Source organism: Polynucleobacter sp. UK-Gri1-W3, from assembly GCF_018881595.1.
Taxonomy (GTDB): Bacteria; Pseudomonadota; Gammaproteobacteria; order Burkholderiales; family Burkholderiaceae; genus Polynucleobacter.
The window spans coordinates 17,974-38,181 of record NZ_JACVQA010000009.1 but is presented as its reverse complement, the minus strand read 5'-3'; the positions used below and the strand labels follow the sequence as shown (position 1 = coordinate 38,181).

Below are 20,208 nucleotides of genomic sequence, written 5' to 3'. Positions count from 1 at the left end.
AGGGTATATGGAATTTGAAATGTTAGATCAAGAAACAGCTGGCAAAACCATCATTAAAGTGGTTGGAGTCGGTGGCGCTGGTGGTAATGCTGTCCAGCATATGATCCGTCGCGGTGTTAATGGCGTAGAGTTTATTTGCATGAACACCGATGCTGGCGCTTTACAGCGCTCTGAGGCATCTGTGAATTTGCAACTGGGCTCTAGCGGATTAGGTGCAGGAGCAAAACCAGAAATTGGTGCAGCTTCAGCCGAAGAGGCTCGTGCTCGTATTGCCGATACATTACAAGGCGCACATATGGTGTTTATTACTGCTGGTATGGGTGGCGGTACTGGAACTGGTGCAGCTCCAATCGTAGCTCAAGTAGCTAAAGAAATGGGTATCTTGACTGTTGGCGTGATTAGCAAACCATTTGATTTTGAGGGTGTAAAGCGCTTGAAGGTTGCAGAGAATGGCGCTGCTGAACTCGAATCTTATGTAGATTCATTAATTGTTGTGCTGAACGAAAAGCTCTTTGAAGTCATGGGTGAAGACGCTGAGTTTGATAAAGCATTTGCTTGTGCTGATGATGTATTGCATAACGCTGTTTCAGGTATTGCAGAAATCATTAATGTTCAAGGTTTGATTAACGTTGACTTTGAAGACGTAAAGACAGTCATGGGTGAACAAGGCAAGGCCATGATGGGAACAGCAACTGTTTCTGGCATGGATCGTGCTCGTTTGGCTGCTGAAGCTGCAGTTGCTTCACCATTGCTCGAAGGTGTTGATTTATCAGGCGCACGCGGTGTATTGGTGAATATTACTGCTAGTCGTTCGTTAAAGTTGTCCGAGACTCGTGAAGTCATGGCTGCAATTCGTGGTTATGCTGCCGATGATGCAACTGTTATTTTTGGTACTGTGTATGACGAGAGTTTGGGCGATGCACTGCGTGTGACTGTTGTTGCTACTGGTTTGAATAATCCACAAGCTCGTAAAAATAACCAGCCTGAAGTTGTTTGGAGACAGGCAACAGGTACTCATGATGCAATGCCAACAATGGCTGATCTCAATAGCTTTGCTCCTGCTAGCGCATCAGCAGCAATTAGCAGAGTAAGTTTGGATTCTGCTTTAAGTACTAGCGCAGGTTTAGCAATGACAGGTGCTGGAAGTGCTCCAGCAGTGGCAGCGCAATCCGCAAGTACTGGTGTTGATTACAGTCAATATGATTTACCACGTGTTTTTCGTAGCTCTCGTGAAGCGACTCCTGCGCCTACATTAGGCGCAGATAGTTCTCCTCAAGCGAAATCCATGCTGGATAAAGGGGCTGATTATTATGAAATTCCAGCCTTTTTACGTAAGCAAGCAGATTAATTAGCCGCTTAATACAATAGGTGATTGCAAAATGCCAGCGCGGCGCCCCTCCGGACGACGAATCCTGCGCTTGCGTTGGCATGCTTACTAACAATTATTTATTGGAGATGTCATGATTGAAGTTGGACAAAAATTACCTAACGCTACTCTTTATGAGTTTATGAATGAAGAGAGCGAAGGCTGTTCTTTGGGGCCAAATGCTTTTGAAGTTGAAAAGCTAGCTGCAGGAAAAAAGATTGTGTTGTTTGCATTGCCTGGCGCATTTACACCGACTTGTTCTGCAAAACACGTACCTGGTTATGTTGAGCACTACGATGCGATTAAAGCCAAGGGCGTTGATGAAATTTGGTGTGTTTCCGTAAACGACCCATTTGTCATGGGTGCATGGGGACGCGATCTAAATGTGGGTAAAAAGATCCGCATGTTGGGCGATGGTAGTGCTGAGTTCACTAAAAAGCTTGGCTTGGAGTTGGATTTAATTTCACGAGGACTGGGCGTACGCTCTGATCGTTATGCCATGATTATTGAGGATGGTGTAGTGAAGTCATTAGATCGCGAAGCTCCTGGTAAGTTTGAAGTTAGCGATGCGGCTTCGATGCTGAAAAAGCTGTAATTCAAATTTTTATATAACGAATACCCCCTGAATTTAAATACTCAAATATGATGAAGCAACGCACTATCGCCACTCCGGTTAAGACCGTGGGGATTGGCTTGCATTCTGGTCGTAAGGTGACGATTTCTATTAAGCCTGCACCAGTAAATTCAGGGGTTCAGTTTGTTAGGGTGGATACGTCTGAGCAAGCTGTTGTGCCTGCAACTGCTTTAGCTGTATGCGATACCAGGCTTGCCTCGGTTATTCAAAAAGATGGCGTTCGTGTTTCGACGGTGGAGCATCTGCTTTCAGCCTGCGCTGGTCTTGGTCTAGATAATTTATTCATTGAGCTTGATGGCGAAGAAGTACCCATCATGGATGGAAGTGCAGCCTCTTTTTTATTCTTAATTGAATCTGCTGGTATTGCAGAACAAGATGCACCACGTCAATTTGTTGTGATTAAAAAACCAGTAGAGGTTCGTGAGGGTGACAAGCTTGCACGCTTAGAGCCATTCTTTGGATTTAAATTAGATTTCACGATTGATTTCAAGCATCCAGCAGTTGATAAAACCGGTCAACGTTTTGTAGTGGATTTCGCTGAGCAGGGATACCGCAGTGAAATTGGTCGTGCGCGTACTTTTGGTTTTGCGCATGAAGTAGAAGCTTTACGCGAAATGGGTTTAGCGCGTGGCGGCAGTTTAGACAATGCAATTGTTTTAGATGAGCATCGAATTTTGAATAACGAAGAGCTTCGTTATGAAGATGAATTTGTGCGCCACAAAATTTTGGATGCAATCGGCGATCTTTATCTCATTGGGCATCCTATTGTTGGAGCTTATGTAGCTGAGAAGTCAGGACATGCTCTCAACAACGCACTTTTACGTAAGCTTTTGGAAGACCCAAGTTCTTATGAAATCAGCTCTTTTGCTGAAAATAAGGCTCCGGGAGCGTATTCCCAGGAAAGCCAACCCCTCTTTTTCTAAGGGGTGCTGAGCGGGCTGAGGTGCTTTTTAGCTACTTTGGTTTGTTTTTGAGTAGCTTTTCGATAGATGAGCGCAAGCCTGAATCTGGCCCTAACTTCTCCAATAAAGACTCCCAAGATTTTTTAGCAACCTCATTAAGGCCCTTTGGCCTCTCACGTTGAGTGTCTGTGCGGGGCTTTACTTCCCAGGCAGGTGGAGCCGGCTTTAACCGCACTTTTATAGTCTTACAGGGCAGCCCAGATTTAGATAACTCATTGATTAAACTAGGTAATATTTGTTGTAAGCGGGTTGCGATACTGGCGCTATTCACTAGTAAAAAGAGCTCATCTTCCGAGCCAGAGCGCCATCCAGCTTCAATTTTTGAGCTCAGATGGCCTAATTCAAGCTTTGTTAAGGCTGAGTTAATGACCTTTTTGAGTTTGGCCAGATCCTCGGTTTTAGCCAAAATTCCCCCAAGCCCATCAGATTCTCGTAGGTAATCCATCCAGTCGTGGGCTTTGTGCTTGCGAGATGGTTTAGGGGCAAAGTTCATAAAAAATGGGGTTACGGGTGATAAACTCAAGGACTTAATTTTCTTCAATATCCCATGGTAATCGGTCTTCTTAAAACCCTGGTCGGCAGTCGTAACGACCGCCTCTTAAAACAGTATCGCAAAGTCGTTGCTAAGGTTGGCACATTTGAAGCCAGCCTGCAATCTTTGGATGATGACGCTCTTGCTGCAAAAACTGCAGAATTCAAGTCGCGCCTGGCTGCTGGAGAGTCTTTGGACGACATCGCTGCAGAAGCTTTTGCGGTAGTCCGCGAGGCAAGCGCACGCGTTATGAAGATGCGCCACTTTGATGCGCAGATTTTGGGTGGATTAGCCCTACATCAAGGCAAGATTGCCGAGATGGGCACTGGTGAAGGAAAAACATTAACAGCAACCCTTCCGGTCTATTTAAATGCCTTGACCGGTAAAGGTGTGCACGTTGTAACTGTCAATGACTATTTAGCGCAGCGCGATGCCGAATGGATGTCCAAGTTGTATAACTTCTTGGGTATGAAGGTGGGTGTGAATTTATCTCAAATGGATCACACTACCAAGCAAGCGGCTTATGCTGCTGACATTACTTACGGCACCAATAACGAATTTGGTTTTGACTATTTGCGCGACAACATGGTTCAGGATTTGAATCAACGCGTACAACGTGGTTTGGCTTATGCAATCGTTGACGAAGTTGACTCCATTCTGATTGATGAGGCTCGTACACCATTAATCATCTCCGGCCAGGCAGAAGATCACACTGATCTTTACGTCAAGATTAATGCCCTGCCATCCCATTTAGAGCGTCAAATTGGTGAAGAGAAAGCTGATGGCACTGGCGTTGAGAAGCCGGGCGACTACTGGGTGGATGAGAAATCTCAGCAGGTTTATTTGACCGAACAAGGGCATGATAAAGCTGAGGCTATCTTGGTTCAGTTGGGAGCGCTCAATGATGGCGACTCTCTTTATGCGCCACAAAACATTACTTTGATGCACCATGTATATGCAGCATTGCGTGCGCACTGCCTGTATCACCGTGATCAACATTATGTGGTTCAAAATGGCGAAGTCATCATCGTGGATGAATTTACTGGCCGTTTAATGCAAGGTCGTCGTTGGTCTGATGGATTGCATCAAGCTGTAGAAGCAAAAGAAGGCGTGCAGATTCAGAATGAGAATCAGACTTTAGCAACGATCACCTTCCAAAACTACTTCCGTATGTACGGCAAATTAGCCGGCATGACTGGTACTGCCGATACAGAGGCGTATGAATTTAAAGAAATCTACAACTTAGAAACTGTTGTGATTCCCCCAAATCGGATTAGCCAAAGAAAAGATAAGCAAGATCAGATTTATAAGTCTTCTCGCGAACGCTATGACGCAGTAATTAAAGATATCGAGGATTGTTTTGAGCGTGGTCAGCCAGTATTGGTAGGCACCACTTCTATTGAAAACTCTGAGTTGATTGCTGGCTTACTAGATAAACGCAAGTTACCGCACCAAGTCTTAAATGCAAAGCAGCACGAGCGTGAGGCAGAAATCATTGCACAAGCCGGCCGTCCTAAGATGATTACGATTGCTACCAATATGGCGGGTCGCGGTACCGATATTGTTTTGGGTGGCAACGTTGGTAAGCAGTCATCTTTAATTGAGGCTGATAGTTCGTTTTCTGATGCTGAAAAAGCGGTCAAGATTAAGCAACTGCAGGATGAGTGGCAAAGCATTCATGACCAAGTGTTAGTGGCTGGTGGTTTGCATATCATCGGTACAGAGCGTCACGAGAGTCGTCGTATTGATAACCAGTTAAGAGGTCGTTCAGGTCGTCAGGGTGATCCAGGCTCTTCTCGCTTCTATCTTTCGCTAGACGATGCACTCCTACGTATTTTTGCCGGTGACCGTTTGCGCGCTGTGATGGATCGACTCAAGATGCCAGATGGCGAGCCGATTGAAGCTGGAATGGTTACCCGTTCGATTGAATCTGCCCAACGCAAAGTTGAAGGTCGTAACTTTGATATTCGTAAGCAATTGCTTGAATATGACAACGTTGCCAATGATCAGCGCAAAGAGACTTATCGTCTTAGAAATGAAGTACTTGAAAGTGCTGATATTGGTGACTTGATTGCCAATTTGCGTGAAGATGTTCTGCGTTCCGTTTGCTCTGTATATGTTCCCCTGGAATCTATGGAAGAGCAGTGGGACTTAGTTGGGCTAGAAAATGCCCTAGCTAGCGAGTGGGGTCTTACGATTGACCTGAGAGGGTGGGTTGAAAGCGCTGAGACCGTTGACGATGCAGAAATTATTGATCGGGTTCTGCAAGCTGCTAAGGAAGCCTACGACGCTAAAGTCGACCTCTCCGGACGCGAATCTTTTGCTGGCTTTGAGCGCTCAGTACTTTTATATAGTTTAGATAGTCATTGGCGTGAGCACTTGGCTGCCTTGGATCATCTGCGTCAGGGTATCCACTTGCGCGGTTATGCTCAGAAGGATCCTAAGCAAGAGTATCGCCGTGAAGCATTTGAGTTGTATGGTGAATTACTCAACGTTATTAAGAACGATGTTGTGAAAAGCATCATGACTGTTCAGATTCGCAGTGCCAATGAATTAGATCAGGCTTCGGAGTCGATGAACGATGATTTGGCAAAGCTTTCCGATGTTCAGTATCAGCACGCTGATCCTGAGAAAGAAGTAGCTGGGTCAACTGGTGACCGTGGCGCTGCAATTGATATTCAGCCTGCACCCCTGCGTACAGGCCCAAAGGTGGGTCGCAACGATCCATGCACTTGCGGTAGCGGTAAAAAATATAAGAACTGCTGCGGCGCGTTGGCTTAGGGTAAGAGCTTATTTGATAGCGCTTAAATGGCTCAGATCACTCTGGGCCATTTTTCTTGGTGGAATCCCTAATCACGAGAATCCCCTCAGTTTCTGTAAATCTGTCATGATTTGTGGGTATAAAAACAATTAACTTGTTTTCAACATTTCAAATCTAACTAAGGGGGCGTTATGGCCGTGTCTTTTACTCTCAATGGCAAAGCTGTTAATTTTGATGGGGATCCTGAAACACCGATTCTCTGGGTCTTACGAGACCATTTAGATGTAACCAGTCCAAAGTATGGCTGCGGCGCAGGACTATGTGGAGCATGTACCGTTCACTTAGAAGGCGCTGCTATTCGTTCCTGCTCCACCCCTGTGTCTGCTGCAGGCGGCAAGTCGGTGACTACTCTTGAGGGTTTAGCTACAAAAGTTGGAAAAGCACTTCAAGATGCTTGGATCGAGTTTGATGTCCCTCAGTGTGGGTATTGCCAGACTGGGCAAATGATGTCTGCGGCTGATTTATTGGCAAAGAAAAAACAGCCTAGTAGCGATGATATTAAAAATGCCATGAGTGGAAATATTTGCCGTTGCGGAACTTATTCTCGCATCGAAAAAGCAGTCAAACGCGCTGCAGATAAATTGGCATAGGGAATCAAGAAAAATGCAAAATAATTCTTTAAAAAATCTTGGGCGTCGTCAGTTTATTCAGCAAAGTTCTGCTTTGACTGGCGCATTAGTTATTGGGATGCATCTTCCTTTAACAAGCCAAGCTGCTAGTGGTGATGCAGGCAAACCTGCTTTAGCAAATGCCTGGGTACAAATTACCCCAAACAATCAAATTACATTAATTTGTGCGCGCTCAGAAATGGGCCAAGACGTATATACCTCTTTGCCAGCATTGCTAGCTGAGGAATTAAATTTGCCTCTATCAATGATTCAGGTTGAGATTGCTGGAGTAGCCCCTGTTTATATCAATGCGATGTTAGGCGGTCAAATTACTGGCGGCTCAACTTCAGTGCGTGAAGCTTTTGATAAGTTAAGAACTGCTGGTGCTGCAACTCGTGCCGTCCTGGTACAGGCTGCCGCTCAACGTTGGAATGTTGCCGCGGCCGACTGCAAGGCAATGAATGGCAAAGTAACGCATTCGAATGGGAAGTCAGCCACGTATGGTGAATTAGCCGCAGACGCAGCTAAGTTGCCGCTTCCAGAGAAACCAGCATTGAAATCACCTGCGAATTTCATGGTGATTGGCAAGGAAACAATGCGTCGTCTCGATACGCCTAGTAAAGTTGCTGGAAAAGCAGTTTATGGAATTGACGTCAAGATTCCAGGGATGGCGATTGCATCTTTAGCTCAGTGCCCGGTAATCGGAGGTACTCCAACAGCGTTTGATGCTTCAGCCGCACTTAAGGTAGCTGGGGTAATCAAAGTTGTACAAATTTCTGATGGTGTTGCCGTCTTAGCAAAAGATTTTTATGCCGCCCGCAAGGGTAGGGATGCCCTCAAAATTACCTGGAATGAAGGTGCTAATGCGACCCTGAGCAATGCAGTTGTTCGAAAGTCATTGGAAGAGGGTTTATCTAAAAAAGGCGCGGTGATTAAAACTGTAGGTAATCCAAATGCAAACGTAGCTAGCGGAAAGCCGCTGAGTGCCCAATACTTTTTGCCGTATTTAGCGCATTCCACTATGGAGCCTGTGAACTGCTCTGCAGATGTATCTAATGGAAAGTGCAGAATTATTGGGCCCATTCAGTTTCAGCAAGGCGGTCAAGCAGTGGCTGCAGCCGCAGCCGGCGTGAAGCCAGAAGATGTCACAATTGAGACAACATTCCTGGGTGGTGGATTTGGTCGTAAGTTGGAGTTGGACTTTATTCGTCAAGCCGCAGAAATTTCTAAAGCCGCTGGAATGCCTGTCAAGATGCTGTGGACCAAGGAGGATGACATTACTCATGACTTCTATCGTCCAATGAGTATTCATCAAGTGGATGGTGTTTTGGATGCTAATGGTCAGTTAGCTTCTTTGAAGGCCAAAATGGTTTCTCAATCAGTGACTGCACGAGCCTTTCCTGGTTTTGTGAAGGATGGTTTTGATCCATTCATGGTTGAGGGCTCCAACAATATTACTTACCAAATACCCAACCTAGAAATCACCAATGTGATTACAGATACTGGACTTCGAGTAGGTTATTGGCGCTCCGTCAGTAATGCGCTTAATGCATTTGCAATTGAGAGTTTTGTAGATGAGGCTGCTAAAGCTGCCGGCAAAGATCCTGTGGCGTATCGGATGGCATCTTTAGGTAAACACCCGCGCGCAAAAGCTGTCCTGGAGTTGGCAGTGAAAAAGTCTGGATACGTTCCGGGCAGCAAGCGTTTTGGGGTTGCGCAGATGGAGTGCTATGACACCTATTCTGCTTGCATACTTGAGTTAGATCCTACGGCTAAAGATACCAAGGTTAAGAAAATTACCTTCGTTTCTGATTGTGGAATTACTGTGCATCCTGACCAAGCAAGGGCGCAGCTGACTGGCGGTGTTATTTATGGCCTGAGCGCAGCTCTGAGCAATGAGATTACGATTGAGAATGGTCGAGTGCAGCAGAATAACTTCAATAACTACCCTAGCTTGCGACAAAATCAAGTGCCCGTAGTTGAAGTGCATTTGATACCAAGTCAAGAAAAGCCGGGCGGTTTGGGTGAGGTTGGAGTGCCTTTAGTGGCGCCAGCTCTAGCAAATGCAATTGCTGTGTCAACTGGCAAGCGCATTCGGGAACTGCCAATTAAGGTATAGCATTCTGAAATAGGAAGTAATCAAATAAAGCGCGCTCAGAAGGCGCGCTTTATTTTGGAGCCTCATCTACAATTATCGGACTATGACTGTTAATTTACCCCTCCCCCAAAGAGCCGAACTCAAGCCCGTTAAAGGCTTTGAGATGGGCATCGCCGAAGCTGGTATTAAGAAAGCAAACCGCAAGGACTTGTTGGTGATGACTTTAGCTCCCGGATCGCAGGTAGCTGGCGTTTTTACGTTGAATCGTTTTTGCGCTGCCCCCGTGCAAGTCTGTCGTGAGCATTTGGCTCAAGAAGGTCGTAATGGTGAAATCCGGGCCCTGGTGGTGAACACTGGAAACGCCAATGCGGGTACGGGTGAGTCTGGCATGAAGCACGCTTTGGAGACCTGTGCGGCTTTAGCAAAAGATCTCAAGATCAATCCAGAGCAGATCCTACCTTTTTCAACTGGTGTGATTCTTGAACCGCTTCCAATTGAGAAAATTATCAGCGCTATGCCAAAGGCAGTAGCAAATTTAGGTGAAGATAATTGGCTTGATGCAGCTGAAGCGATCATGACCACTGATACTCAGCCGAAGGCTGCATCAGTAACAGTGCAAATGCCCGAAGGACCGGTGACGATTACTGGGATCTGTAAGGGTGCAGGCATGATTCATCCTAATATGGCAACGATGCTCGGCTTCATTGCGACGGATGCTGGGTTTGCACCTGGTCTCTTGGGGAGCCTAACTCGTGAGATTGCCGACCTTTCATTTAATGCCATCACGATTGATGGCGATACCTCTACTAACGACTCTTTCATCATCATGGCAACGGGGCAGTCGGATGTGAAAATTCAATCTACGAATGATTCTAGCTATGCCGTATTGCGAGATGCATTAATTGCTCTGGCCAGAAAGCTAGCGCAAATGATTGTGCGTGATGGTGAGGGCGCTACCAAATTTATGACCATTGATGTTGTTGGGGGCAAGACTCTTGAGGAGTGCCGCTTAGTTGCAAAAGCAGTTGCACATTCACCTTTGGTTAAAACAGCTTTCTTTGCAAGTGATCCTAACTTAGGGCGCATCCTTGCAGCAATTGGTTATGCAGGCATTACAGATTTAGATGTCAATCGTGTGCAAATGTGGTTAGGTGATGTTTGGGTAGCAAAGGATGGTGGGCGCAATCCCGATTATCAAGAGGCTGATGGTCAAAGAGTAATGCAGGCCCCAGAAATCACGATCAAGATTGACTTAGGTCGTGGCAACGCTACCCAGACCATGTGGACTTGTGATTTATCGCACGACTATGTATCCATTAATGCCGATTACCGCTCATAAAAGACTTCTCGCAATATGAATGAAAAATTAGACCGTCTTTTAGACCATCTTGATACCTTTTTACCCAAGCCTCTCACTAACGAGCAGTGGAAATCCTCTACTGCATTTAGATGGCGCCGTCGCGATAGTATTTTTGGCAGCATTGGATTTTTGCAGCCTGTAAAACACGTATCCGATATCACCTTTGAAGATTTGCAGAATATTGACCGTCAACGCGATGCTATTCGCGACAATACAAAAAACTTCATTCAAAAAAAGCCGGCCAATAATATTTTGCTCACAGGCGCCAGAGGGACTGGAAAGTCCTCGCTAATTAAAGCAAGTTTGCATGAGTTCGCAAACCAAGGCTTGCGGCTGGTTGAGGTTGAAAAAGAGAATTTGGCTGATTTGGCTGACATTACTGAACTTTTGGCTGAACGCCCAGAGCGATTCATTATTTTTTGCGATGATTTGTCATTTGAGGATGGTGAGTCTGGCTATAAGGCCATGAAATCAGCCCTAGATGGCTCTGTTTCTGCTCAAGTGGACAATATCTTGATTTATGCTACCTCAAACCGCCGTCATTTATTGCCGGAGTATATGAAAGATAACGAAGGTTATGTTCATGGTGATGATGGAGAAATTCATCCTGGCGAGGTCGTAGAAGAAAAGATTTCTTTATCAGAGCGCTTTGGCCTTTGGCTATCTTTTTATCCGCCAAAACAAGATGAGTATTTGGCAATTGTGGCGCATTGGCTTCAGCATTTCGGTTTGAGTGCTGCACAAATTGAAGCGGCACGTTCCGAAGCCTTGGTCTGGGCACTGGAGCGTGGTTCGCGCTCAGGTAGGGTTGCTTGGCAATTTGCCAAACATTGGGCTGGCTCAAAGTCTTAAGTAATTTAATTCATGAGCGAAATTAAACGTCCTGTTACTGAAGTTGCTGCTGGAATATTGCTTGATGCGGAAGGCCGCTATCTTTTAGGACAGAGGCCTGAAGGCAAGCCCTACTCAGGCTATTGGGAAGTTCCAGGCGGAAAAATCGAAAAAGGAGAAACCGTTTTCGAGGCGCTTCAGCGTGAGTTGCAAGAAGAGCTTGGAATTGATATTCAATCGAGCGAAGAGCTTACTGTCTTAGAGCATGACTACCCACACGCTTATGTTCGTTTGCATGTGAGCGTTATTCGCGATTGGAAGGGGGTTCCCAAGGGTTGCGAGAATCAAGCCTTATCATGGGAATTACTCGCCGCAGAAAAGCCTAGCGTGGAGCCTTTATTGCCGGCCGCCTGGCCAATGCTGGAAAGGCTTAGAAGCCTTTTGCTTTAAAGCTGGCAGAGTGTTAGCTTAAATTGCACATCGGCATTTACCAGCTGTGCTTTTTTATCCCGCTCAGACTTCAAGAAGCGTACAGAAAGCAAGTATTTATTTGCGCTGATCTCTGAAAATAAAGTGTCATCTTCAACAGCGATACGCATTAATTGGTAGACCTTACCAGATGGTGCTTGCTGAAAAGAGCCATTATGTGCAACTACATCCTTAGCTTCGCCAGATTGACGAAGCAACCTTAAAAATAATTGACATGCTTCCTGCCATGGCAAGAGTGGAGAGATATATTTTTCCAGTAACTCACGACGTTCGGAGGTGGGGCTATTTTTCCAGGCATGATAGCTTGGTAAATCAATTGGGCTGGTGCCACCAGGAATATTTAATCGAGTGCGAATAGCATTTAACCATTCGCTTTCAGTGATGACGGAGTTAGGCCTTCCTGCGGATTGATTGATTCCACTAGCAACAGCATCAATCTCGGAAAGAGTTTGTGAAAGGGCCTCTTGATCAACCTTTTGCGACGATTTCAATCCATTGAGCGCATATTTTTGACGCTCAAATTCTTTCAGTAGCAATGACTTGATATCTCCACGAGCGCCAATATCACCAAGATCAAATAGAGTGGAGATAGCATTGTGGTGCAACTCAGGATCATCTGAGCGGACGAAGTGGTTGTAACGGGCGAACAAATACTCCAGCCGAAGCATGCTTCGAACTAATTCATTGAAGGGATATTCGTAAACAATCACAAGCCCATATTCTATGACGAACTGGTGGGATCTTTCTGAATCTGTAAGATTTTTTGGTGCAAGTTCAAAACCTCGGCATGCAAATCCTGTAGGCTCCCTTGGTTTTCAATAACTATATACGCATGTGCAATGCGTTCTTGCCTACTGGCTTGAGCCTTGAGGATGCTTTCCACTTCATTTCGGGGTAATTTGCTGCGGTGCATCACCCGTTCAATTTGAGCCTCTTCTGGACAATCCACCACCACCAGGTAATCCAATAGGGATAACCAGCTTTCTGACTCAATTAATAAAGGCACCACAAAAACCAGGTAGGGAACCTTTGCTTGAATCAGCTGTTTTGCCTGCCGAATGGTTTCTGCCCGAATGAGGGGGTGGGTAATATCCTCTAAGGCTTTTCTTGCATGAGAGTCAGCGAACACTAAGGTACGCATCTTAGCCCTATCCAGCGCTCCGTTAGGGTCAATAAATTCTGATCCAAACTGCTTTTGTATTAGGGGAATTGCTACTCCATTTGGAACGGTGATCTGATGGGCTATGAGATCGGTATCTATAACGCCCGCACCCAATTGAGCCAGTTGATCGCTAACGGCTGTTTTACCTGATCCAATGCCACCAGTAAGGCCAACAAAAGGGGCATACCCTTTTAGTTCGCCTAGATTAGCTTGTTTAGAAGGAGTGTTTGTAGGGTTTGTGGCCATAACAACTCAATGATGCCAGCAATGGCAAGGAAAGGACCAAAAGGAAATGCTGAGCGATGATTTTGCTTATTCCATTGCAGCCAAATGAAGCCGCCTAATAATCCAGATAAGGATGCAATGAGAAGAATGCCAGGCAATGCATACCAACCAAGCCATGCACCTAACGCTGCCAATAGCTTAGCGTCCCCCATGCCAATACCATCTTGCTTTTTAGTCAGTCGATAAAGAAGATTTAAGAGCCAAAGAGAGGTGTACCCAAGAATTGCACCAATGGCTGAGTCTTGAAAAGAGACGAGCCATTGGTTAGAAAAGCCACTCACAAGTAGCCCGGATAGGATCAGTGGGAATGTAATGACGTCGGGCAATCGGAAGGTACGCAAATCAATATAAGCCAAGTACATGAGGGTGACTATTAAAAGAATGCGGACCCAATCGAGAAAAACTAGATTACCCATTAAACAATCTGTCCTAGGTTAAAGATGGGGAGGTATAAGATTATGACCAGACTTCCAATAATGAGTCCGACAATCATAATTAACAAAGGCTCCAGACTTTGACTTAAGGTGTTGAGTCGATTACTTAATTGCGAGCCCATTATCGATGCGCGCCTTTGAAGCATTTCGGCGAGCGCACCACTTTCTGATGCAATACGCAGCAGTTGCAATGTTTCAAGATCAAATAATAAATGCTTGGGATCTGCCTTTACTATCGCTTCCCCAAGAGGCCAACCGCGAGTCAGGTGCTTGAATATTTCAGCACTAAAATCATGACTAAGCCAGTGATTGGATGATTGTGCGGTAACTCTCAGCGCATCCGGCAGGGGTAAGCCAGATTTTAGAAGATGACCTAGGGTCCGGCACCAGCAGGTAAGTGTTGCCAATCTCAATAGCTCTCCAATAATCGGTATGTAAAAGCTCATTCGATCACAATATTTTTGTAGTCTGGGAAGTCTGGACCATGCAAGACTAAACAGGGCAACGAGGCTTATTAGAGATATAGTTGCGACGAAATAGAATTTTTCAAACCAAGACGATATTTGAATCAATGCTTGAGTTGGTGCTGGCAAGTCTGCTTGAAAATGAGCAAACACATCCCTGAAAACAGGTACAACCCAAATCATCATGACGATTACCAGAAGACAAGAGCTACTCAAGGTGATGATGGGATAACTCAGCGCCTGTTGAATTTTCCGGCGTAACTCAATTTGGTCTTCCAGTTGCCGACAAATTGTCTTTAGCGCTAAATTGAAGTCACCAGTCCGCTCACTTACGCGAATGAGATTAATAAACTCCATTGAAAATAGATTTTTTTGGGTGCGCAGACATTGAGAGAAGCTTTCTCCCTTTTTGAGTTGAGCATAAATAGTGTTAACCCAAGAAAGCCAGGCTTTTGGGGCAGTTGAATAAATTAGCTCAATCGCATTTAAGAGGGGCAGACCTGCTTCTAAAAGCGTTAAGAGTTGCTCTGCAAAGTGAAGCTGGTCTTTTTTGCTTAATGCCATGCGCCTACTTCTGCATCTAGAGCCGCTTGATTGATAAGGCCGGCTTGCACGTGAATGAATCCAGCATCCCGCATACTGATAGGTGAAGAAGACGAGTTAAACAGATGCGCCTTGCTCAACACTTCATGGACGCCAATCCTGCCAAAGCAACCACGGCCTTTACAGTTTGGGCATGGGGATTTAGTGACGACATTTTTTCCGAGACAGTGTTGACAAGTCTTGCGCACTAGACGTTGTGAACTGACGCTTAAAAGACAAGACTCAAGAGATTCTTGATCAACCCCTAGATTTTTAAGTCTTTGAACTACCCCATTAGCGTTTCTCGTATGCAGGGTGCTGAGTACGAGATGTCCGGTCTGGGCTGCCTGAATAGCTAATTGAGCGGTAGCAGCATCTCGTATTTCTCCAATCATGATCACATCTGGATCCTGTCTCAGTAGGGCGCGAATGATGGTCGGAAAATCTAAGCCAGATCTAGGGTGATACGCCACCTGATTGACTCCTGCGAGCCGAATTTCAATGGGGTCCTCAATTGAACAAAGGTTGCGATGATCTTGATTGAGTTGACGCAGGCAACTGTAGAGGGTCCGCGTCTTACCAGACCCTGTTGGCCCTGTCACCAGGATGAGCCCATTTGATTGAGAAAGTGCTTTCTGAAGTATCTCCAGTTGGTCTGGCAGAAGACCAATTTCGTGAAGGTCGAGTTCATCGATAGAGCTTGGCAATATGCGAATAACTGCTTTTTCTCCATAAAGGGTTGGCAAAATGGAGACTCGGCAATCTATATTGGGTTTAGAAAAATCATGGCCTATGGAAAGCCGCCCATCTTGCGGAAGCCGTTTTTCTGCGATATCCAAACGGGCAAGAACTTTAATGCGCGTAATTAAGCGCTCATGAAATTCAATAGGGTGATGTGACTGTATTTGCAGAAGACCATCGACCCGAATACGGATGAGTGTGGCTAGTTTTCCAGCCTCAATATGTATATCACTTGCTCTAGCATCTAAGGCATATGCGGTGATTTCATACCAAGTCCGAATGATCAGTGAATCATCAGAAGCAACACTCAATCTTGCTCTTGAACCAGCTTAGCGGGACGATAGAGTTTCACGGTCTTGATACCTTGATCATCAAACTGAATGATTTCCATGACGATACCTGCAATACGAATGCTGACATCATGGTCGGGAATAGCCTCGAGTTTTTCGAGAATGAGACCATTTAATGTGCGTGGCCCATCCAGAGGAAGATTCAGGTTGAGTAATCGATTGAGGTCTCGTAGGGAGGCGCTACCTGTTGCTAGATAAGTGCCATCAGCAAGCCAGCGAGGATCGGTAGAAAGGTTGGAAAACGATGTTGTGAATTCACCAATGAGTTCCTCTACGATATCTTCAAAGGTCACTAAACCCAGAACTTCGCCATACTCATTTACAACCAAACTTAAGCGTTGTTGGTTATCTTGAAAAAATTGCATTTGCTGTAAGACTGGCGTGCCACTTGGGATGAAATAGGGCTCATTCACTAGGGATCTAAAATCTTCATGCTTTAGGTCGGTGTCACCCAATAACGATAGTGCCTTCTTGACAGAGAGAATGCCGATAATGCGTTCAGAATCACCATCACAGACTGGTAATTTATTGTGATAACAGGTTTCTAGTTGTTGTACCACTTCATCAATTGGTCTTGACAGGTCTAGAACCTCAATCTTAGATCTCGGTGTCATCACATCATCAACGGTAATATTTTCTAGGTTAAATAAGTTGAGCAGAATGTTGCGATGATGGTTGGAAACAAAGCGGTTTGATTCCAAAACGAGACTCCGCAATTCTTCTTTACTCATAGCCCTGCTATCAGAGGAGGACTGCAAACCAGATACTTTCATCAGGCTAGATACAAAACTATTAATAAACCAAAGCACAGGCTTGAGGACAAAAGTGAGCGGCAAGATAAACCAACCCACATTAGAGGCAATCTTTTCCGGGAAGGCGGCACCAATGACCTTAGGGGTAATCTCGCTAAAGATAATGATGAGTAATGCAACCACTAAAGTGGCGATGGAAAGTACAAGGCCGCTATCGCCAAAAATATGCAGAGCAATACCGGTTACTAAAATAGGTAAAACCGTATTAATCAGGTTGTTGGAAATCAAGAGTACCGATAACAACGAGTCAATCCGCTTTAATAATCTTTCCGCTAAAGCTGCTCCCGCATTTCCACTATTAGCCATTGCCCTTAGGCGATGACGATTGGAGGACAGCATACTGGTTTCTGCCATCGAGAAAAAGCCTGAAAGCGCTAGTAAAAATAGGACCAGAGCAACTTGGCCATAAAAAGGCCAATCGTCAAAAAAGGTGTCCATTCGGTATGCCTAAAAAAAGTAAGTATGGGTCAATATAGCAAAGTGGCATTTGCTCGGCTATAGCTGAGGAATAAAGGCCTGTCATCCCGCCTGTGTATTTGTGTAAGAATTGCCTGATATGGCTTCCTCAACTTCACCATCAAATTCAAACAGCTCTAGTTACTGCGTTGTTACGGCACCTTTTGGGTGTCTAGGTATTTTGACGGAATTGGTGGAAGGTAGTTTGATGCTTTCCAGGATTGATTACTTGCCTGCTAATACGGCTTTAATCGCGCCAGAGAATCAATTGGCTAAAGAAGTGACGAGACAATGCAAAGCGTACTTTAAAGACCCACATTGGCAATTCGATTTACCAACCAAGCCTGCGGGCACAGAGCATCAGAGAAAAGTGTGGGCCAGTATTCAAGAAATCCCGTCTGGTAAAACAAAAACCTATGGTGAGGTAGCCAAGAAAATTAAAAGTGGAGCGCGAGCCGTAGGTACAGCTTGCGGTGCCAATCCTTACCCTTTAATTGCGCCTTGTCATCGAGTGATATCGGCCCAGGGAATCGGAGGTTTTATGAAAGAAAACTCCCCGGGTTTGTATCGCCAAATTAAGCTCTGGCTTTTAAAGCATGAAGGTGCGATGTAATAGCGCTTATTTAGCTAGAGATCTACTGCTGAAATAGAAAAAAGTCTTCATCAGGGCGTCGCTTTTAACGGCCCACTTTGTATAGCCATAAAAACTCATTACGGCACTCCTAGAAAGCTTTACTTCATTCTTGTTGGAAAATGCATTTCGATTTGCAATCTTCGAGAGAGTCATGACAGCCAGGCCAAATGCTAAAAAACAAAAACGTCGCATACCCTGCTCTTTTTTAGGAATGAGCACAATGTAACTCAGAGAGTCTTGAAGTTTTTGATAGGCAATTTTTAGAAGCTCTCTCTGACTTACGTTGCCTGGCTTCCAGGACACGCCACGCGCCTGATCCTCTGGGGAGTCTTTGAGGATATTAGTCATTTGTAGCGCTTGACCGAATGCTATTGCTAAATCTTCATGCCCTGCTATTTGTTCGTTAAAGGCGGGTGAATAGTTGCCAAAGATAGTTGTAAGCAGTTCGCCAACGACACCAGCAACTACATAGCAATACTCTTCAAATTCAGCGAGGTTTTTTAGACCAGCTTGGTTTTGTTTAGCATGGAAATAAGACATTCCTTCTGACATGATCGAAATGCAGCGACTCACTGCTTCCTGATCATTGCTTGAGCAGGTATGCAAGATGCGTAGAACCGTTGGTGTATGTGCAATTAAATCTAATTCATCTTGATTGTTGTAGTTCTTTAATGCTTCTAGGCATGGCTGCACAAAGGTTTCTACAGGAGCCTTTTCAAGTACCGCGTCTAAAAAGAGCTTAGAAAGTGATTGTTTAGTTTGTGCACTTAAGTCTGCAGCATCCTCAATGGTGTCAACAATGCGGCAGAGTAAATAAGTATTACCAACCACTTTTTCAATACTCGGGGGTAAAAGAGGGATTGTGAGGGCGAAGGTACGTGATACGGACCCCAAAATGGCTTTTTGGTATGCCAGATCAGCAGATGGACTGGATGTCGGGGTTTGCAGGATTTGTTTCGGTGCTCTCACTCCTGAATTATGTCAGACCATCATCTTTCGCGGGGTGCTCCAAAGGGGCGCCTTTTGCTATCTATCAAAAGTGACATAGCCATATAATTTCATCAAATTTCTGAAGGAGCATTTAGGCGTGCTAATTTGGTTCGTCATTATCTATTGGGTTATTTCCGTTGGCATAGGCTTGTGGGCAGCTTTGCGGGTGAAAAATACCGCCGACTTTGCTGCGGCTGGCCATAGCCTTCCTTTGCCAATTGTGACGGCAACGGTATTTGCCACATGGTTTGGCTCTGAAACAGTTTTAGGTATTCCAGCCACTTTTCTTAAAGAGGGTTTGGGAGGAGTTGTTGCTGACCCTTTTGGATCTTCACTTTGCTTGATTTTGGTGGGCTTATTTTTCGCACGCCATCTTTATAACCGTCGCATGTTGACGATTGGCGACTTCTTTCGTGAGAAATATGGTCGAACGGTAGAGGTTTTAGTAACGCTGTGCATTGTGGTTTCTTACTTGGGCTGGGTTGCTGCTCAAATTAAAGCCTTAGGTCTCGTGTTTAACGTAGTCTCTGAAGGCAGCATTTCTCAGACCGGTGGAATGCTGATTGGTGCAGCTAGTGTGCTGATTTACACCTTATTTGGCGGTATGTGGTCGGTTGCGATTACCGACTTCATTCAGATGATCATCATCGTGATTGGCATGCTGTACATCGGCGAAGAAATGACGGTGCAGACTGGCGGTATTGGTGTGGTAATTGAGCATGCTGCTGCGGCAGGTCAATTTAGCAACTTCTGGCCAGATATGAATTTGGCTTCAATCTTAGGGTTTGTAGCTGCTTTGTGCACCATGATGCTGGGATCTATTCCGCAGCAAGACGTCTTCCAGCGCATCACATCATCCAAGAACGTCAACATTGCAGTGCAAGCGGCTTTGCTTGGCGGCGTTCTATATTTTATTTTTGCTTTTGTGCCAATGTATTTAGCTTATTCAGCAACTCTCATTAGTCCTGATTTGGTTGACAAGTATCTCAACACTGATCCACAAATGATTTTGCCTAAGTTAATTCTAAATCACGCTCCACTTATTGCGCAGGTGATGTTCTTCGGCGCCTTGCTATCAGCTATCAAGAGTTGTGCCAGTGCAACCTTGTTAGCGCCATCGGTCACTTTTGCAGAAAATATTGTGCGAGGCTTCTTTAAGCATTTATCTGATCAGGATTTGCTTAAAGTCATGCGGATTACGGTTTTATGTTTTGCAGTGGTAGTGACCTTTTTTGCGGTGAACTCTGAGCTGTCTATTTTTAAGATGGTGGAGAGCGCCTATAAAGTGACTCTGGTCGCTGCATTTGTTCCGCTAGCGTTTGGGGTGTACTGGCCAAGGGCTAACTCCTTAGGGGGATTGCTAGCAGTAGTTTGCGGTTTAACTATCTGGATTAGTTGTGAGGTTTTAGCGCCCAACTCTATTTTGCCGCCCCAATTGGCTGGCTTATTTGCCAGTATTGCAGGCATGATTTTGGGTAGCCTGGTGCCAAAGGACTCGTTAAAAGCCGTTTAGAGTGTGATTCGCTGAAAAATGATGCACCGCAAAATAATCTCCTCTAATATGACAGTAATACAAAATTTTTTGTTCTTATGGAGT

At 45.2% G+C, this 20,208-nt stretch carries 19 protein-coding genes; 11 read left to right on the top strand and 8 right to left on the bottom strand.

The window, feature by feature from the left end; all coding sequences use genetic code 11:
* The first annotated feature begins 7 nt into the window (after positions 1–7).
* From ftsZ to lpxC, 3 genes are all read left to right on the top strand, one after another.
* A complete protein-coding gene (ftsZ, locus tag ICN36_RS10625) occupies positions 8–1,348 on the top strand; it encodes a cell division protein FtsZ (protein WP_216228338.1) in 1,341 nt (446 codons plus the stop codon).
* A gap of 112 nt (positions 1,349–1,460) precedes the next feature.
* Positions 1,461–1,961 (top strand): peroxiredoxin, encoded by a 501-nt coding sequence (locus tag ICN36_RS10620; protein WP_216228337.1) that lies wholly within the window; start codon positions 1,461–1,463, stop codon positions 1,959–1,961.
* A 47-nt stretch (positions 1,962–2,008) separates the two neighbouring features.
* Entirely contained in the window at positions 2,009–2,923 is a 915-nt protein-coding gene (gene lpxC, locus ICN36_RS10615) for a UDP-3-O-acyl-N-acetylglucosamine deacetylase (RefSeq protein ID WP_216228336.1), read from the top strand.
* Between the two features lie 31 nt (positions 2,924–2,954).
* On the opposite strand, the gene ICN36_RS10610 is transcribed toward lpxC, so the two are convergent.
* The gene (locus tag ICN36_RS10610; RefSeq protein ID WP_255531308.1) at positions 2,955–3,485 is read right to left on the bottom strand and encodes a hypothetical protein; all 531 of its coding nucleotides are present in this window, start codon (positions 3,483–3,485) and stop codon (positions 2,955–2,957) included.
* 24 nt (positions 3,486–3,509) lie between these two features.
* Between ICN36_RS10610 and secA the strand changes: the two genes are divergently transcribed.
* The 6 genes from secA to ICN36_RS10580 all read left to right on the top strand — a co-directional run bounded on the left by secA (position 3,510) and on the right by ICN36_RS10580 (position 11,662).
* Positions 3,510–6,275 (top strand): preprotein translocase subunit SecA, encoded by a 2,766-nt coding sequence (gene secA / locus ICN36_RS10605; protein ID WP_216228335.1) that lies wholly within the window; start codon positions 3,510–3,512, stop codon positions 6,273–6,275.
* 171 nt (positions 6,276–6,446) lie between these two features.
* Positions 6,447–6,905 carry a (2Fe-2S)-binding protein gene (locus ICN36_RS10600; RefSeq protein WP_216228334.1) on the top strand — a complete coding sequence of 153 codons (459 nt, stop codon included), beginning with the start codon at positions 6,447–6,449 and terminating at the stop codon, positions 6,903–6,905.
* A 13-nt stretch (positions 6,906–6,918) separates the two neighbouring features.
* A complete protein-coding gene (locus ICN36_RS10595; protein ID WP_216228333.1) occupies positions 6,919–9,042 on the top strand; it encodes a molybdopterin cofactor-binding domain-containing protein in 2,124 nt (707 codons plus the stop codon).
* A gap of 82 nt (positions 9,043–9,124) precedes the next feature.
* A complete protein-coding gene (gene argJ / locus ICN36_RS10590; protein WP_216228332.1) occupies positions 9,125–10,360 on the top strand; it encodes a bifunctional glutamate N-acetyltransferase/amino-acid acetyltransferase ArgJ in 1,236 nt (411 codons plus the stop codon).
* A gap of 15 nt (positions 10,361–10,375) precedes the next feature.
* Positions 10,376–11,233 (top strand): ATP-binding protein, encoded by an 858-nt coding sequence (locus ICN36_RS10585; RefSeq protein WP_216228331.1) that lies wholly within the window; start codon positions 10,376–10,378, stop codon positions 11,231–11,233.
* 12 nt (positions 11,234–11,245) lie between these two features.
* A complete protein-coding gene (locus tag ICN36_RS10580) occupies positions 11,246–11,662 on the top strand; it encodes an NUDIX domain-containing protein (RefSeq protein ID WP_216228330.1) in 417 nt (138 codons plus the stop codon).
* Here ICN36_RS10580 and zapD read toward each other — a convergent pair.
* The 6 genes from zapD to ICN36_RS10550 are packed head-to-tail and all read right to left on the bottom strand — an operon-like array spanning position 11,659 to position 16,969.
* On the bottom strand, positions 11,659–12,411 hold the full coding sequence (gene zapD / locus ICN36_RS10575) for a cell division protein ZapD (RefSeq protein WP_216228329.1): 753 nt from the start codon (positions 12,409–12,411) through the stop codon (positions 11,659–11,661). The two genes, ICN36_RS10580 and zapD, sit on opposite strands and share 4 nt — an antisense overlap.
* Before the next feature lie 11 nt (positions 12,412–12,422).
* Positions 12,423–13,109: a dephospho-CoA kinase gene (coaE, locus tag ICN36_RS10570; protein ID WP_216228328.1), complete on the bottom strand. Its 687-nt coding sequence runs from the start codon at positions 13,107–13,109 to the stop codon at positions 12,423–12,425.
* Positions 13,064–13,564 (bottom strand): A24 family peptidase, encoded by a 501-nt coding sequence (locus ICN36_RS10565; protein WP_216228327.1) that lies wholly within the window; start codon positions 13,562–13,564, stop codon positions 13,064–13,066. The genes coaE and ICN36_RS10565 overlap by 46 nt, the downstream gene beginning before the upstream one ends.
* Positions 13,564–14,610 (bottom strand): type II secretion system F family protein, encoded by a 1,047-nt coding sequence (locus ICN36_RS10560; protein WP_216228326.1) that lies wholly within the window; start codon positions 14,608–14,610, stop codon positions 13,564–13,566. Before ICN36_RS10560 ends, ICN36_RS10565 begins: the two co-directional genes overlap by 1 nt.
* Positions 14,601–15,680 (bottom strand): GspE/PulE family protein, encoded by a 1,080-nt coding sequence (locus ICN36_RS10555; protein WP_216228325.1) that lies wholly within the window; start codon positions 15,678–15,680, stop codon positions 14,601–14,603. Before ICN36_RS10555 ends, ICN36_RS10560 begins: the two co-directional genes overlap by 10 nt.
* Positions 15,677–16,969: an HlyC/CorC family transporter gene (locus ICN36_RS10550; RefSeq protein WP_216228324.1), complete on the bottom strand. Its 1,293-nt coding sequence runs from the start codon at positions 16,967–16,969 to the stop codon at positions 15,677–15,679. The genes ICN36_RS10555 and ICN36_RS10550 overlap by 4 nt, the downstream gene beginning before the upstream one ends.
* 118 nt (positions 16,970–17,087) lie before the next feature.
* Between ICN36_RS10550 and ICN36_RS10545 the strand changes: the two genes are divergently transcribed.
* The gene (locus ICN36_RS10545; RefSeq protein WP_216228323.1) at positions 17,088–17,600 is read left to right on the top strand and encodes a methylated-DNA--[protein]-cysteine S-methyltransferase; all 513 of its coding nucleotides are present in this window, start codon (positions 17,088–17,090) and stop codon (positions 17,598–17,600) included.
* A 6-nt stretch (positions 17,601–17,606) separates the two neighbouring features.
* On the opposite strand, the gene ICN36_RS10540 is transcribed toward ICN36_RS10545, so the two are convergent.
* Positions 17,607–18,590, bottom strand: coding sequence for a squalene/phytoene synthase family protein (locus tag ICN36_RS10540; protein ID WP_370623489.1), 984 nt, complete (start codon positions 18,588–18,590; stop codon positions 17,607–17,609).
* Between the two features lie 118 nt (positions 18,591–18,708).
* Here ICN36_RS10540 and ICN36_RS10535 point away from each other — a divergent pair, with 118 nt between their 5' ends.
* Positions 18,709–20,124 carry a sodium:solute symporter family protein gene (locus ICN36_RS10535; protein WP_216228322.1) on the top strand — a complete coding sequence of 472 codons (1,416 nt, stop codon included), beginning with the start codon at positions 18,709–18,711 and terminating at the stop codon, positions 20,122–20,124.
* Positions 20,125–20,208: the final 84 nt, after the last annotated feature.

Coding starts and splice junctions, on each gene's coding strand:
- coaE (WP_216228328.1), bottom strand. CDS start 13,109: ATGGCCACAAACCCTACAAACACTCCTTCTAAACAAGCTAATCTAGGC.
- ICN36_RS10580 (WP_216228330.1), top strand. CDS start 11,246: ATGAGCGAAATTAAACGTCCTGTTACTGAAGTTGCTGCTGGAATATTG.
- ICN36_RS10585 (WP_216228331.1), top strand. CDS start 10,376: ATGAATGAAAAATTAGACCGTCTTTTAGACCATCTTGATACCTTTTTA.
- ICN36_RS10565 (WP_216228327.1), bottom strand. CDS start 13,564: ATGGGTAATCTAGTTTTTCTCGATTGGGTCCGCATTCTTTTAATAGTC.
- lpxC (WP_216228336.1), top strand. CDS start 2,009: ATGATGAAGCAACGCACTATCGCCACTCCGGTTAAGACCGTGGGGATT.
- ICN36_RS10550 (WP_216228324.1), bottom strand. CDS start 16,969: ATGGACACCTTTTTTGACGATTGGCCTTTTTATGGCCAAGTTGCTCTG.
- ICN36_RS10595 (WP_216228333.1), top strand. CDS start 6,919: ATGCAAAATAATTCTTTAAAAAATCTTGGGCGTCGTCAGTTTATTCAG.
- ftsZ (WP_216228338.1), top strand. CDS start 8: ATGGAATTTGAAATGTTAGATCAAGAAACAGCTGGCAAAACCATCATT.
- ICN36_RS10600 (WP_216228334.1), top strand. CDS start 6,447: ATGGCCGTGTCTTTTACTCTCAATGGCAAAGCTGTTAATTTTGATGGG.
- ICN36_RS10560 (WP_216228326.1), bottom strand. CDS start 14,610: ATGGCATTAAGCAAAAAAGACCAGCTTCACTTTGCAGAGCAACTCTTA.
- ICN36_RS10545 (WP_216228323.1), top strand. CDS start 17,088: ATGGCTTCCTCAACTTCACCATCAAATTCAAACAGCTCTAGTTACTGC.
- argJ (WP_216228332.1), top strand. CDS start 9,125: ATGACTGTTAATTTACCCCTCCCCCAAAGAGCCGAACTCAAGCCCGTT.
- ICN36_RS10620 (WP_216228337.1), top strand. CDS start 1,461: ATGATTGAAGTTGGACAAAAATTACCTAACGCTACTCTTTATGAGTTT.
- secA (WP_216228335.1), top strand. CDS start 3,510: ATGGTAATCGGTCTTCTTAAAACCCTGGTCGGCAGTCGTAACGACCGC.